11 protein-coding genes are annotated in these 13,040 nt (G+C 39.6%); 5 read left to right on the top strand and 6 right to left on the bottom strand.

Annotation, left to right across the window (positions count from 1 at the left end; all coding sequences use genetic code 11):
* Nucleotides 1–90 precede the first annotated feature (90 nt).
* Nucleotides 91–2,307, bottom strand: coding sequence for a DUF5916 domain-containing protein (locus T7867_RS01045; RefSeq protein ID WP_068219571.1), 2,217 nt, complete (start codon nt 2,305–2,307; stop codon nt 91–93).
* 115 nt (nt 2,308–2,422) lie between these two features.
* On the opposite strand from T7867_RS01045, the gene T7867_RS01040 reads away from it, so the two are divergent.
* From T7867_RS01040 to bioA, 4 genes are read left to right on the top strand one after another with little or no spacing between them, the layout of a single operon-like run.
* Nucleotides 2,423–2,656, top strand: a complete 234-nt coding sequence (locus T7867_RS01040; protein WP_068219575.1) for a hypothetical protein — start codon at nt 2,423–2,425, stop codon at nt 2,654–2,656.
* Between the two features lie 33 nt (nt 2,657–2,689).
* On the top strand, nt 2,690–4,735 hold the full coding sequence (locus T7867_RS01035; RefSeq protein ID WP_322299749.1) for an ATP-binding protein: 2,046 nt from the start codon (nt 2,690–2,692) through the stop codon (nt 4,733–4,735).
* Between the two features lie 9 nt (nt 4,736–4,744).
* Nucleotides 4,745–5,356, top strand: a complete 612-nt coding sequence (bioD, locus tag T7867_RS01030; RefSeq protein WP_068219581.1) for a dethiobiotin synthase — start codon at nt 4,745–4,747, stop codon at nt 5,354–5,356.
* Nucleotides 5,349–6,623, top strand: a complete 1,275-nt coding sequence (bioA, locus tag T7867_RS01025; protein WP_322299748.1) for an adenosylmethionine--8-amino-7-oxononanoate transaminase — start codon at nt 5,349–5,351, stop codon at nt 6,621–6,623. Before bioD ends, bioA begins: the two co-directional genes overlap by 8 nt.
* On the opposite strand, the gene T7867_RS01020 is transcribed toward bioA, so the two are convergent.
* The 5 genes from T7867_RS01020 to T7867_RS01000 form a co-directional block, all read right to left on the bottom strand.
* On the bottom strand, nt 6,620–9,067 hold the full coding sequence (locus tag T7867_RS01020; RefSeq protein ID WP_322299747.1) for an ABC transporter permease: 2,448 nt from the start codon (nt 9,065–9,067) through the stop codon (nt 6,620–6,622). The two genes, bioA and T7867_RS01020, sit on opposite strands and share 4 nt — an antisense overlap.
* A gap of 159 nt (nt 9,068–9,226) precedes the next feature.
* Nucleotides 9,227–10,333 (bottom strand): adenylate/guanylate cyclase domain-containing protein, encoded by a 1,107-nt coding sequence (locus T7867_RS01015; protein WP_068219590.1) that lies wholly within the window; start codon nt 10,331–10,333, stop codon nt 9,227–9,229.
* A 132-nt stretch (nt 10,334–10,465) separates the two neighbouring features.
* Nucleotides 10,466–11,428, bottom strand: a complete 963-nt coding sequence (locus T7867_RS01010; RefSeq protein WP_068219593.1) for a sodium-dependent bicarbonate transport family permease — start codon at nt 11,426–11,428, stop codon at nt 10,466–10,468.
* An 18-nt stretch (nt 11,429–11,446) separates the two neighbouring features.
* Nucleotides 11,447–11,737: a hypothetical protein gene (locus tag T7867_RS01005; protein ID WP_068219596.1), complete on the bottom strand. Its 291-nt coding sequence runs from the start codon at nt 11,735–11,737 to the stop codon at nt 11,447–11,449.
* Between the two features lies 1 nt (nt 11,738).
* Nucleotides 11,739–11,984, bottom strand: a complete 246-nt coding sequence (locus T7867_RS01000; protein WP_068219599.1) for a hypothetical protein — start codon at nt 11,982–11,984, stop codon at nt 11,739–11,741.
* Between the two features lie 89 nt (nt 11,985–12,073).
* Here T7867_RS01000 and T7867_RS00995 point away from each other — a divergent pair, with 89 nt between their 5' ends.
* A complete protein-coding gene (locus T7867_RS00995) occupies nt 12,074–12,997 on the top strand; it encodes a LysR family transcriptional regulator (RefSeq protein WP_068219601.1) in 924 nt (307 codons plus the stop codon).
* The last annotated feature ends 43 nt before the right edge of the window (nt 12,998–13,040 follow it).

Below are 13,040 nucleotides of genomic sequence, written 5' to 3'. Positions count from 1 at the left end.
GGCTCAAAAAAGACTTATTTAGGAATTTCACCTGAGATTACCCTACCTTCAATAGTAGAATGGCTTCCTGGGTGTTTTTTGCCTAATACCTCATAGGTTAAGCCAGTAGGTGACCTTTATAACAAGCGCTCGGTTTTTATTGATGAAGTCATCTGGGAAATAGTTGTCTGTATAGGCTATGAATACATCAGATACTGGTTTGAATCTCCACTGAATTCTTGAGTTAATGTTCAGGTTGTCTATTTGATTATTGTATTGAATAAAGGTAGTCCAGAACAGTTTCTTGGTGAAGGTGATATCCAATCTTGGGCCAATAAGGAATAAATCTGCTTCTCCGTATGGTTCTGGTAGCCTAATCCTATTGTAATTAAAGTCCATAGTAATGAGGCCAAGGGGTTGGATTCTGTAATTCAGGCTTCCTCCTAGTCCAATTCTGTTGCCGTTGAAATATTGACCTGCATTTGCATTTAAGTTAAGATAAAACGGATTACGGGTGTCTCCTCTATAGTTAAGCCGTAAGTTGGTGTATCGGTAATCTGTACCTTCAGGGAGCTTCTGGTTACCATTTCTTGTAGGGTCAAAATCATTGAAAAGATAGAGGTAGGTTTGGTTTACTTGAATGCTGAAAGAACTAGTGTTTAGCATAGAAAAGTCAGTGCCAATACCTATTTGATAATCAGTTAATCCTAGTGACTCGTTAGCATAACCTTCATAAGATATTGTAGGGCTGATTCTTTGAATCGATTCGGATTGAGGGTAGAAGTTTTTCTGGAGACTTAAACTATTTCGGTCATATCCGTTTCTTCTAGCAAAACCTACCTCAGGACTATAGCCATCGCCAACTGACTGCAAAAGTGCTTCTATTTGCCAGTTTATTGTAGAGTAAAGTATGTTGCCAGAAGCTGCGTATGAATCGTCAGCCCCACCTTTCTCAAAGCTCCTGTGATAAAAGAACTTGCCGTTCCACTTATTGTCTGCTGAAGCTAAGTTGTAGTCTAGTCCTAATACCCTATTATATTGGTTGAAGCTAGAGTTGCTTTCATTGGCTAGGTCTTGCTTATTTACGAAAATAAAACCCAGATTAGACCTAGAAAATACTTTCCGTTGAAGTGCTGTAACCGTGTAATTGATCTCTGGTAAGTCGATATTCTCAAGTGCTGCAGCTTGCATGTTCAAGACTCCAAGTCGCCAATTGTTGTTCAGCTTCCCGCTCAAGCGAGCTCCAAAGTTGATTTTATTTTGAACGTTTACTCCTGTGCTTTCATCTCTGCTAACCCCAATTCTGCGTGAGAAAAAAGGACGTAAGCCTTGTGCTCCGAATTCACCAAAAAGGTCAGCATTTTCAAGAAAGAACTGTCTTCTTTCCGGGAAGAATATCTCGAACCTGTCAAGATTGGTTACTTGCTGATCTACCTCTACCTGAGAAAAGTCTGGATTTACAGTAATGTCTAAATTCATAGATGGCCCAAGGGCAATCTTTGCATCGAAGCCAGCATCAAATCCCGACTCCGTATCTCTAGGCAGCTCAACGCCATCATCTCTATTAAGAAACCCACCAGAAGCGGCAGCATTGGCCGAAATGTAAGGGATCACCGAAATATTGGCTCCAGGTTTTTTGGGTGCTTTATCCCAAATGAGTTGACCAGTATGCGCTTGTGAGTACAGCGCAAAGTTTTGTGGAACAGGATTCCAAATAGATCGTTCGCCAGTGTTAGAGTCAATTCTATATGAGTTAATATTCCAGACTAAGTTCCCTTCCTTATACCGGATACTTTTAAAAGGAATTGCAAGTTCTGCTACCCAGTATGCATCGGTTCGGGTTACTTCTCCATACCATTTGTTTTCCCAGTCTAGTGATAGATTCCCTCTCTGTGCGCCACCATTTACCACGAGCCCTTCTCTTCTTACCCCAAACGGATTAATGCCAAACTGAAAGGCATTGGTGTTGTCGTCAAATGTATCGAACGAAATGGTGAACATGTCATTCCCTGCTCCCCTAAAGTCTCGCCTTAAAGAAGGGGTTACATAGCCTGGGTTTTCTACATTATACATCTTCGCACCAATGTAAATGAACTTATCATCATAGGTGAACATGAGTACGGTTTGGGTAGAGGCTAGGAGGGTGTCTGTAGGAAAGTTCATCCAATAATCAGAACTCTTTTCGGCTTCAAGCCAGCTTTGTTCATTCAGCACTCCGTCAAGCGTTATTGGGGTAGAAGCTTCTCTGATATGAATGCTCTTTTGTTCTTGTGCCAGTATTCCGCTGTACACCAAGAACCCTAGAAGGGTGAAAAATTTTAGTCTCAAGGTTGAAGAAAGTAACTCAACTTTAAGCTTATTTATTTAATTATGAAAGAGTTAGGTTTTCTTTCTGATAAATGGCCATTTGTTTTCTAATACTTTTGGTTCTTTATTCGCAACTATGAGAGTTGTTAAGGAGTATTTGGACAAGCCTTGTAAAGTGACTGTGTTTTCTTGGAATGGTAAATACATAATAAAACTAGAAGAAGGGCCTTTTGAACAAACCTTTAAGGTGAGTGAGTTAGATGTGCTTGAAGAAGAATTGGAAGATATTTTGAATGAAAATTTTTTAAATCAGGCTTTAGATCGATTTAAGGAGATGGGAAGCTCTTTAAAAAGTGCCATGAATTACTAAATTGAGCGTCCGTTACAACTACACTCAACTAACATGACCTACGCTCTGATTTTTGCAGGTGCGCTCATTATTTTTTTAGCTGTTCTTTTGTTCATTGAGAGAAACCGTAAAAATCGACTTGAGCAAGAGAATGAAATTATTACGAAAAGGAAAGATTCCCTCCGACAGTCATGGGAATTGCTCATGGGGCATTCTTCAGACTTCTACTTTCGATATAACAAAAATGGCGAAGTACACTATACATCTAGCAATGTAGAGAGATTGCTAGGGTATAAGAAAGAAGGTGGCCCATTACACTTTCGGCAGTTTATTACTGAAAATCCTGTTAATCAGAATCTCTACCATCATATTGAAAAACTCTTCAATCTAGAGTTTGACGAATTGAAACCCTATTTTCTAGAGATTAAGGATGGTAACGGTGAAACACATATGCTGGAGGTTTATGAAACCCCACAATTAGACTCCGAGGGCAATGTAGATTACATTAATGGAATAGCCAGAGATTTAACCAGTGTATACAAGGCTCAGCAAGAGCTTAAAGAAAGTGAGCGACAACAGTTGCTGGTATTGGATTCAATTCCTGACCCCATGTTCACTATCAATAGAGATTTATGCTATAGCGATTATCAGGTGGTTAAGGAAGATGACCTATGGTTTAAGCCTAGCGAGTTTATTGGAAAGCGGGTTAAAGATGTGGTGCCTGAACAAAAAGGAATCTATTTTGAAGAGGCCATACAAAAAACGTTTGAGAGCGGTCAGGTTCAAACCTTGGAATACGACTTTGGGGAAGGAGATGAGCAGGAGTTCTTCGAAGGCAGAATAATTAAGCTGGACGAGGAAAGAGTACTTGTTATCTCTAGGGATATTACCCCACAAAAGAAGCTTGAAAGGGAGCTACGAAAGGCTAAAAGCGCTGCAGAGTCTGCTGCTCAGGCCAAGAGTAATTTCTTGGCTACTATGAGTCATGAAATTAGAACACCAATGAATGGTGTGGTCGGTATGATTAGCCTTTTGGCAGAAACAGACTTGAATGAAGAGCAAAAAGAGTTTGTAGAAACCATTCAGTCTAGCAGCGATACCTTATTGAGAATAATCAATGATATTCTAGATTACTCTAGAATTGAATCGGGTAAACTTGCCTTTGAAGAGTCTCTTTTCTACCTGAAAAAGGTAATAGATGATTCCATTGGGCTTATTAAGTTCGAAGCACAGCGTAAAGGAATTCTCATGAATGCTGTGGTAGATGAAGATGTACCTAACTTCATTCGTACCGATAGGGGAAGGTTGCGTCAGGTGCTGTTAAACCTGCTTTCCAATGCTGTAAAGTTTACTGAGCATGGCTCAATTGTATTGAGGGTGAGTGTTGAAAGGCTTACTGATAAGAACGTAAACCTGCTATTCAAGATTAAAGATACCGGGATTGGCATTCCTAAAGATAAGCTTCAAGGATTATTCCGTGAGTTCATTCAAGTAGACTCTTCTCATACCAGAAAATTTGGTGGCACAGGCTTGGGCTTAGCTATTGTAAAGAAGCTAGTCAAAATGTTGAATGGCAAAATAAGCGTTGAGAGCGAAGTAGGGGTTGGTTCTGTGTTCACCTTCAGTATTCGAGCAAAATTAGCGAGTAAAATGCCGGCTAAGCCAGAAGATCAGGCTGAAGAAGAGGCTCAACAAGATTTTATTGGAGAAGACTACCCAATGCGTGTGTTGATGGCGGAAGACAATTCCGTAAACAGAAAGCTAACTACCTTGTTCTTGGAGCGAATGGGGTATGTCCCTGAAGTGGTGTCTGATGGTTTAGATGTAATTAAAAAGCTTAAGACAAAGACCTTCGATGTTATTCTCCTAGACATTGCCATGCCTCAGATGGATGGTTATGAAGTGCTAAAACTAGTGCGCCAAATGGACTTGGAAAACCAACCTAGAGTCATTGGAGTTTCCGCCAATGCGTTTAAGGGAGACATTGAAAAAGGAATGTCCTTGGGCTTAGACGATTACCTGGTAAAACCTTTGCGCTTCAACGAACTGAAAGAAAAACTCATAGCTTCTTATAAGACCATTCACAATTCTAAGCCTTAATTTTGAGGCATGAATTACTTTGTTACCGCCATTGGCACCGATAGTGGCAAAACACTAGTGTCTTCCATTTTGGTAGAAGCCTTAAAAGCAGACTATTGGAAGCCTATTCAAGCTGGTTTTCCTACAGATACGGAAGAAGTTAAGAAACTGGTGAGCAACTCTATAACACAGTTTCATCCAGAAACGCATCAGTTAAAGTTGCCAGCCTCTCCTCATGCAGCGGCTCGTTTCGAGCATCTTCATATTCAACTGGATGATTTTGTGGAGCCAGAAACTACTAATGAAATTGTGGTAGAAGGAGCTGGCGGAGTATTGGTGCCTATTAACCAAGAAGACTTTGTAATTGATATTGCGAAGGAATTGGAGATGGAAATTATTCTGGTAGCCAATTTGTATCTGGGAAGTATCAACCATACACTGCTCACGGTAGACTATTTAAAGCGAAATAACTTTAACGTGAAAGGCATCATTTTCAATGGAGATGGTAACCCAGAAAGTGAGCAGATTATTCTAAAGCATAGTGGGTATAGGCCGCTATTGCACTTGCCAAAACTTGGTAAAGTTACGCCAGAAGTAATTCAGTATTGGGCAGATCAATTGATGTTAAGCTGGTATGAGTAGTTGGTTAGAAAGAGATAAGAGTGCTATCTGGCATCCTTTTACTCCACTTAAAGGCATGACCGAACCGGAGATGTTAGAGAGGGCCGAGGGGGTGAATTTATACACCAAAGATGGAAAGAAAATTATCGATGTAATTTCTTCTTGGTGGGTTAATATTCATGGGCATAGCCATCCTTATATTGCTCAGGCTATTGCAGAGCAAGCCAATAAGCTTGAACATGTGATCTTTGCTGGTTTTACTCACGAACCAGCTATTCGATTAGCGGAGAGGCTCCTTGATATTTTGCCCGATAATCAGTCTAAAATTTTCTTCTCAGATAATGGAAGTACAGCTACTGAAGTGGCCATCAAAATGGCTTTTCAATACTTTCATAATCAAGGGATTGAAAAGAAGAAAATCATAGCAATTGATGGCGCCTACCATGGAGACACATTTGGTGCCATGTCGGTGGGTGATAGAGGGCCGTTTACAGCTCCTTTCGATCCGTATCTATTTGAAGTAGAGTTCATTGATTTTCCGGATGCTGATAAGGAAGATGAGGTGTGGAAGCATTTCAAGGGGCTTGTAGAGTCTGGAGATGTAGCTTCTTTTATTTTCGAACCAATAGTACAAGGAGCTTCTGGTATGAAGTTCTACTCTGCCGAGTTGCTCGATCGTATGATAGCTTTGGCTCAGGAGCATGATGTGATTTGCATTGCAGATGAGGTGATGACAGGCTTTGGCCGATTAGGAACCCTCTTTGCGGCAGACCTGCTAGAGCATAAGCCAGACATTATATGTTTGTCTAAAGGGCTTACTGGAGGTGTTTTACCAATGGGTGTAACTTCTTGTACTGAGAAAATTCAAGAGGCATACCGGTCAAACGATCTGATGAAGACTTTTTTTCATGGGCATTCATTCACTGGTAACCCTATGATCTGCGCAGCAGCCAATGCTTCTTTAGACTTACTGTTAACGGATGATTGTAATAATAATCGCGAGCGAATCAATCAAAGGCATTTGGCTTTTCTGAAACAGATAGAGAGCCACTCTATGGTTAGAAACGCGAGGGTAATCGGTACCATTTTGGCCTTCGATATCAATACAGAAAAAGATACATCATATTTCAACGAAGCCAGGCATCACCTTTACCCCTACTTTATTGAAAAAGGGCTCTTAATTCGTCCATTGGGGAATGTGATCTACTTAATACCACCATACATTATTTCCGATGATGATTTGGACTACGTTTATACTACAATTTTAGAATTTTTGAATAGCTACTAGTGTGTAATATTACTGATAGCGTTTAATGGGTTTACTACAATAGCTTTCCACGATTGTTTGATGATAAGACCCGCAGAAAGAACGCAGAGAATTAAGATAGGCACAATGAGCATTAAGGGTTGTAGTTCTATTCGGTAAGTGAAGTTACTCAGCCAGTTTCTGACTCCTATAACTATTAGAGGAATGGAAATGGTGCTGCCTATAAATATGAGTCTTATAAAATCATAGATTAAAATATACAGTACTTGGGGAACTGTAGCCCCAAGTATTTTTCTCATTCCTATTTCTTTAGTGCGTTTTTGTGCTGTAAATGCAGATAGCGTGTATACTCCAATGCAAGCAATGAAAATGGCTACAGCTGTGAAGAGTACGAACAGACTTAGTAAGTTCTTTTCCAATTTTGACTGGTTTTCAAAACTCCTTGTAATGAAGTAGAATTTTGGTAAATCATACTGCAAGTCATTTTGAAATTGAGTTAAGGCGGAGTTTATTTTTTCAGCAGAACTTCCTTTTACATTTAGGGAGATGTTAAAGTAGGTTGGATACCTAAAGCCTGTAACATAGACCATAGGCGGTTCATTTTTAGTCTCATTTTCGACAACTCCCTTAATAGTAAGCATGCTATTATACTTGCCTACTTCAGCTCCAATTGCACTTTCTGGGTTGTGAAAGTTCATCTTCTCTAAAGCCGACTCATTAACAATAATGCCTCTATAATCTTCTCCGAATTTTGAGCTAAAGTTAGCCCCGCTAATAAAGTGGGTAGTGTCGTTCTTCCAGTAATTGTGATCTATTAAAGAAAGGATAAACTTACCCTGAAAAGAGCTTGAGTCACCTTTTTGATACAATGGTTCAATTTCTTGTCTCATATTAATTTGACCATTGTATAAATTGGACACTTTGAACGAGTTAATTTTCTCCTCTAGAACTGCCTCATAAAGGTAACTCATGTTTAAGTCGGCAGCATATTCGTTTGCCCCAGTGAGCCCAGGAAACTTCCCTAGTACCTCTATCACTATGTTTCTATTATCCTTCTCTTTAAGAAACTCAAGTTGCTTATAAACTACATAGGCTCCTGAAATAAATATCAGACACATTGCTAATTGAAAGACAAGCAGGCCTTTCATAACTCGAGCTCCACGAGACGATTGTTTTGATTGAAAAATTAAATTCTTGCCTTTTAAAGCTTGAGTTAGCTTCAAAGAATTTAGTAGATATGAAGGGTAGGAGGCCGTGAGAAAGGTGCTAATGGCTACTAAAAATGCAACAATCAATACCAGAAGCGTAATCCGTTCAGAGTTTAAACCCACAGGGTAGCCTATATCTATAAAAAGGTCAGCAGACTTTTGGCCAATCATAAATATAACTGTACCGAGAATTGCGGCAACAAGGTTAATGAGCAGGGCTTCGTAAAAAATGCTTTTGCGTAAGCTGTTAGGTGTTACTCCTAGTAATTTTCTTATGCCAACCTCTTTTGCTCTGCCTAATGCTTTTATGATGGAATTATTGGCATAATTGGTTGTAGAAAGCAACAGCACGATAATGCCAATAGCCCCTAAAAAGACTAGAAGAATTGAGCTTGTAGGAGGGGAGGGTTGATTGGACGTTTGGTGACCAAGGTGTATTTTTTCAAAAGGGAAAAGCGCTGAGCTGCTAAAGAACGCACTTGGATTTTGGGTGTCTGTTTTTTCTTTATACAGTTGACTATTTAGGGTTCGATAGTCTACATTTTCATTTAGTAATACATAGGTATGTGTGTCTAGTATCTTGGTGTCTACTTTATAAGGATGACTGCTTTCAATAGAGAAAAGTGCATCGAAATGTAGGTGTGAGTTTTTAGGTAGCTGATTAAAGACGGCCACTACTTCATAAGGCTCAGCAAGTTTATCGAGAGATTCGGGTCGAACTTTTTCACCCAAAATGGATTGTCCAGAGTTGAATTTTTCTGGAAACAGCATTTCTGCCACTTGGGCTGAAATGGCAATGTTATTTGTTTTGGCTAGAAGGTGTTCTCTTTTTTCAATTATATCTATGTCTAGCAAGCTAAAAATGCTAGGGTCAGCAAAGTATGCTGTTTCAACATAATTGGTTTTCTTCTTGATGTTGGGGTGGGTTTTTAAGAAGACTGAGCGATTTTCAGAGTAAGGGATTAGTCTAAAATATCCCGATATTTCATTGAATTCATCAGTTAGCTTAGGTCCTTCTTCAAAGGGTGTTAGTGCATCTTTTTTGGTGATGTCTTGAAAATGATAACTATGGGTTTCTACCCTGTAGAGATTACTTGAGTTAGCATGAAACCTATCGAAGCTAAGTTCATGTATAATGAAGTTTGAAATGAAGAGGCAACTAGCAATCCCCAAAGCTAAACAGGTGATGTTTAACAGTGTAGTGCTATTCTTGCTCCACATACCTCTTAGAGAAATAAGGAGAAAGCTTTTAAGCATGTTTATTGTTTTCTATCCAACTACTATGCTTTCAAGCATTGTGCCAGCAACAAAATGCTTGAATTCATACAATATGATGAGGTTTTGTGTTTTTTTACTGAACAGTTTCGAACTCTAGAATGTCCATTATTGTGACAGATCAATAATGCGCTATGGCTTTTACAAGCTCTGGTTGTTGATATTCGTGTTTGGTTCAGATTGAGCTTGCTTGGGGTTCACCGCAAATATCTCCACAGTTTCTGTTTTTCCTCTCAAGGGAACATCACCTATTAATTTGAACTCAAAATGGCTCGATTTAACTAGTCTTCTTAAGTTTTCAGAGATAAGGATCATTTCATTAAACTCATTGCATTTGGCCAATATTCGGGCAGCTGTATTGAGTGTGTCTCCATGGTAGGCAATTTCCTTTTTATATCGCCCAACTTCGGTTGCGGTAACTCGTCCACAGTTAAGAGCAGCTTTAAAAGACGGAGCGGTATCGTACTTCTTTAAGTAATAGTCTTTTTTTCGTTCAAGAGTCTCTATAAAAGCAAAGTAAGAGTTGAGACATTGGTCTTTATTTAGCCCTTTGTTTAACTCCCAAGTAAGCACGGCTTCATCGCCTACATACTGATAAATTTCAGCTTCATATTCGTCTACCACCCCTAAATCATAAAAGCAATCTTGTATTAGCTGACTGTATTTAATATGGCCTAGTTTTTCTGCAATTGAGGTAGAAGACTGAAGGTCTAAAAACATAAATATTCGCTCTTCTTCATGCGGAATGTACAGCTTAGCAGTCAGGAGTTTGGTGAGGTTGCCTTCTCCTAGCATTAGGTTTACCTGACGAAGCCGGGTCATAAATATGTCTACCGTTATAATATAAAAGTATACTGGACCACTTCCTTCGTCCATTACAAATGTCCAAAATGCTATGTTATGTTTAAATACCACTTTGGTGACTATAAAAGCCAAAACAATAAACAGTACCAGGAAGAGAATTATGAAAGCCCCTTTGGCCAAACCGAGCTTAAGCACAGAAGCTTTACCGTAAATTTTCTCTTCTAGTATATACTGAAGACTACCAGAAATTATACCTCCAATTACTCCAAAAGTAGCAGCCAGAATAATAGACATTGTAATGCCTGGGTCGAAGGAGCCAATTTCTTCGGTACCAATACTTCTAACTATAGTAAGAAAAACAAGAGCGGGAGGCCAAAACAGCGCATACTGACGAATGATTCTTTTCTTTCTTCTTTTTTGCGCGCTGTCAAACTTACTTTTCATTGACCTGTGTTGTGACAAGGCGAAATTAGGCCTTTTCGTTTAAAAGACTCCCGTAAACACCCTCTAATTGCCCCTTTTGAGGCTTTAATTCTGCCTTTTAGATGTGTTTTCTGTGCTTATAGCTCTTAGGTTCTAAAACGCGTGGATAATTGATAAATATAAGGGCATGCCTAGTGTTATGTTGAGTGGAAAAGTAATAGCCAGAGCCATAGGCAAATAAAGGCTAGGGTTGGCCTTAGGTGCTGCCAACTTCATGGCTGCTGGCACTGCAATGTACGAGGCGCTTGCCGCTAAAATGGCAAATAGAAACTGATTGCCTTCTGAGCTGGTAACCCATTGACTGATAACCGCCACAACACATCCGTTGATGAGTGGTACTATGATGGCAAAAGCCAGAGCAAACCATCCGTTTTGCAGAAACGAGGCTAACTTCTTTCCGCTGGTAATACCCATGTCTAGTAGAAATACCGCTAAAAACCCTTTGAAAATGTCTGTAGTAAATGGCTCTATTCCTTGTGCCTGTGCATCATTTGCCAAAAAACCAATAATCAAACTACCAATAATTAGTATAACACTTCCATTGGTTAGCGCATGCTTTAATACATGTCCAAAAGACACTTTGTGCTCAACTTCTTTATTGAATAGGTTGAGTAATAGAACACCAACAATAATTGATGGGGCTTCCATTAAGGCCATAACTGCCACCATATGACCGCCAAAGTCTATTTCTAGCATTTCTAGAAATGAAACTGAAGTAACAAAGGTTACAGCACTCACCGAGCCGTAAGAGGCAGCAATGGCACCAGCATTCCAGACGCCCAGTTTTCTTTTCAGAAAAAAGAATGTGTACAGCGGTATTACTAAGGCCAATAGAATGCCGAAAAGTAAAGACCACATAATTTCTGAGTCTAGCTGGCTGTGAGCTAGTTCTTGCCCGCCTTTAAAGCCAATGGAGAATAAGAGGTATAAAGAAATGAATTTGGAAGAAGTACCCGGAATCTCTAGATCTGACTTAAGTTGAACCGCTAAAAGACCAAGAAAGAAAAAGAGAAGAGCCGGGTTTGTAAGGTTGTCTAGTAAAAGCTGTAATTCCATTTTGCTGCTACGGCAGTTTTACTTGATAAGATTGAGTTCGAACTTCAGGCTAAACTGAACATCGCAACCAAGGCCTTCTGCCTGACCGATTCTGTCGTTGAGCTCTTGCTGTTGTACTTTTAGCTGAGAGAGTTGGGCTTGAAGAGAAGAGGCTGCTTGACCGTTTACGCCTTTTTCAAATTGCTCCAGACTCTCCTGATTCAATTGTTGATTAATTTTTGAAATTAAACCATTGATACTCGCTTTGGCTTTTGCTGGAGAAAGCTCTCTACTAAGAAGCTCCACCTTGTTTTTTTGTTCTTTGATCATTTTACTTCTGTTTAGGACTGATTACATAATTGATTGCTACTAAGAATATGACAGCAGCTGCCGATAGTGCTGGGCCAATAAGAGCGCTGCTTAGCCTGCTCACTGGTACTAGCCAGCAGCCTAACGCCATAATTACTATGCCCAGAAATAAGACTCTTGCAGAGTACTGCTGAACACTTTGGTCTAGTCGGCTAGAAGCCTTCTGATCGGCCGCTTTTTGTGTAAGTTTTGAAGTAGAACTATTCATCTGCTATTCTTTGGTTTCGGGCACAAAGATGTGTAGCGACATTGATTAATTTTTATTTATATTTGATATGAAAAGCATAAATAAAATTTATGGATTACACACTTCATCAACTCAGGATATTCCATAAAATAGCTCAGGTTCAGAGTGTTACAAAGGCTGCGGAAGAGCTGTTTTTAACCCAGCCAGCCATCTCAATTCAGCTTAAAAAATTTCAAGAACAGTTCTCTGTACCCCTGTTTGAAATAGTAGGAAGGCAGCTTTATATCACTGATTTTGGAAAAGAAATTGCAGAAACAGCAGAGAAAATTCTAAACGAAGTACAGGCCATAAACTACAAAACACTCACTTATAAAAATCAACTGGCGGGAAGACTGAAGGTGTCGGTTGTATCAACTGGCAAGTATGTAATGCCCTACTTTCTATCTGAATTTATGAACCACAATAGGGGAGTAGATTTGGTGATGGATGTTACCAATAAAACACGAGTTATTGAGAGTTTGGAGCGCAATGAAGTAGACTTTTCGTTAGTGTCTGTGGTGCCAGATCAGCTAAAGGCCGAGCGGGTGCCACTGTTAAAAAATAAACTCTATTTGGTGGGTAGTCCTCAGTTGAAAGTAGAGGCTAAAGACAAGAAGATGGGCTTCCTTAAAAAGTATCCTCTCATATACAGGGAGGAGGGCTCAGCTACAAGAAATGCAATGGAAGAGTTCATTCAGTCCAGGTCAATTTCTACCTATAAGAAACTAGAATTAACTTCCAATGAGGCCGTTAAGCAGGCGGTTATTGCGGGATTGGGATATTCAATTATGCCATTAATTGGCCTGAAAAATGAACTTAAAAGCCATCAGTTGGAAATTATCCCCTTAAAAGGCCTACCAATAATTACTCAGTGGAACCTCATTTGGATGAAGTCTAAGAACCTATCGCCAGTTGCTAAAGCATATTTAGAACATATAGAGCAGAACAAAGATCAATTGATCGGTCAGCATTTCGATTGGTACGAGAAGTATTAGTATATAAGCTTCTGCTAGTAGATATATTCCACCTACCTATGGT

The sequence above is a fragment of the Roseivirga spongicola genome (genome assembly GCF_034376045.1).
Taxonomy (GTDB): Bacteria; Bacteroidota; Bacteroidia; order Cytophagales; family Cyclobacteriaceae; genus Roseivirga; species Roseivirga spongicola.
This window is presented reverse-complemented; position numbering and strand designations above follow the sequence as displayed.

Coding starts and splice junctions, on each gene's coding strand:
- T7867_RS01035 (WP_322299749.1), top strand. CDS start 2,690: ATGACCTACGCTCTGATTTTTGCAGGTGCGCTCATTATTTTTTTAGCT.
- T7867_RS01020 (WP_322299747.1), bottom strand. CDS start 9,067: ATGCTTAAAAGCTTTCTCCTTATTTCTCTAAGAGGTATGTGGAGCAAG.
- T7867_RS01040 (WP_068219575.1), top strand. CDS start 2,423: ATGAGAGTTGTTAAGGAGTATTTGGACAAGCCTTGTAAAGTGACTGTG.
- T7867_RS01000 (WP_068219599.1), bottom strand. CDS start 11,984: ATGAATAGTTCTACTTCAAAACTTACACAAAAAGCGGCCGATCAGAAG.
- T7867_RS01005 (WP_068219596.1), bottom strand. CDS start 11,737: ATGATCAAAGAACAAAAAAACAAGGTGGAGCTTCTTAGTAGAGAGCTT.
- T7867_RS00995 (WP_068219601.1), top strand. CDS start 12,074: ATGGATTACACACTTCATCAACTCAGGATATTCCATAAAATAGCTCAG.
- T7867_RS01010 (WP_068219593.1), bottom strand. CDS start 11,428: ATGGAATTACAGCTTTTACTAGACAACCTTACAAACCCGGCTCTTCTC.
- T7867_RS01015 (WP_068219590.1), bottom strand. CDS start 10,333: ATGAAAAGTAAGTTTGACAGCGCGCAAAAAAGAAGAAAGAAAAGAATC.
- bioA (WP_322299748.1), top strand. CDS start 5,349: ATGAGTAGTTGGTTAGAAAGAGATAAGAGTGCTATCTGGCATCCTTTT.
- bioD (WP_068219581.1), top strand. CDS start 4,745: ATGAATTACTTTGTTACCGCCATTGGCACCGATAGTGGCAAAACACTA.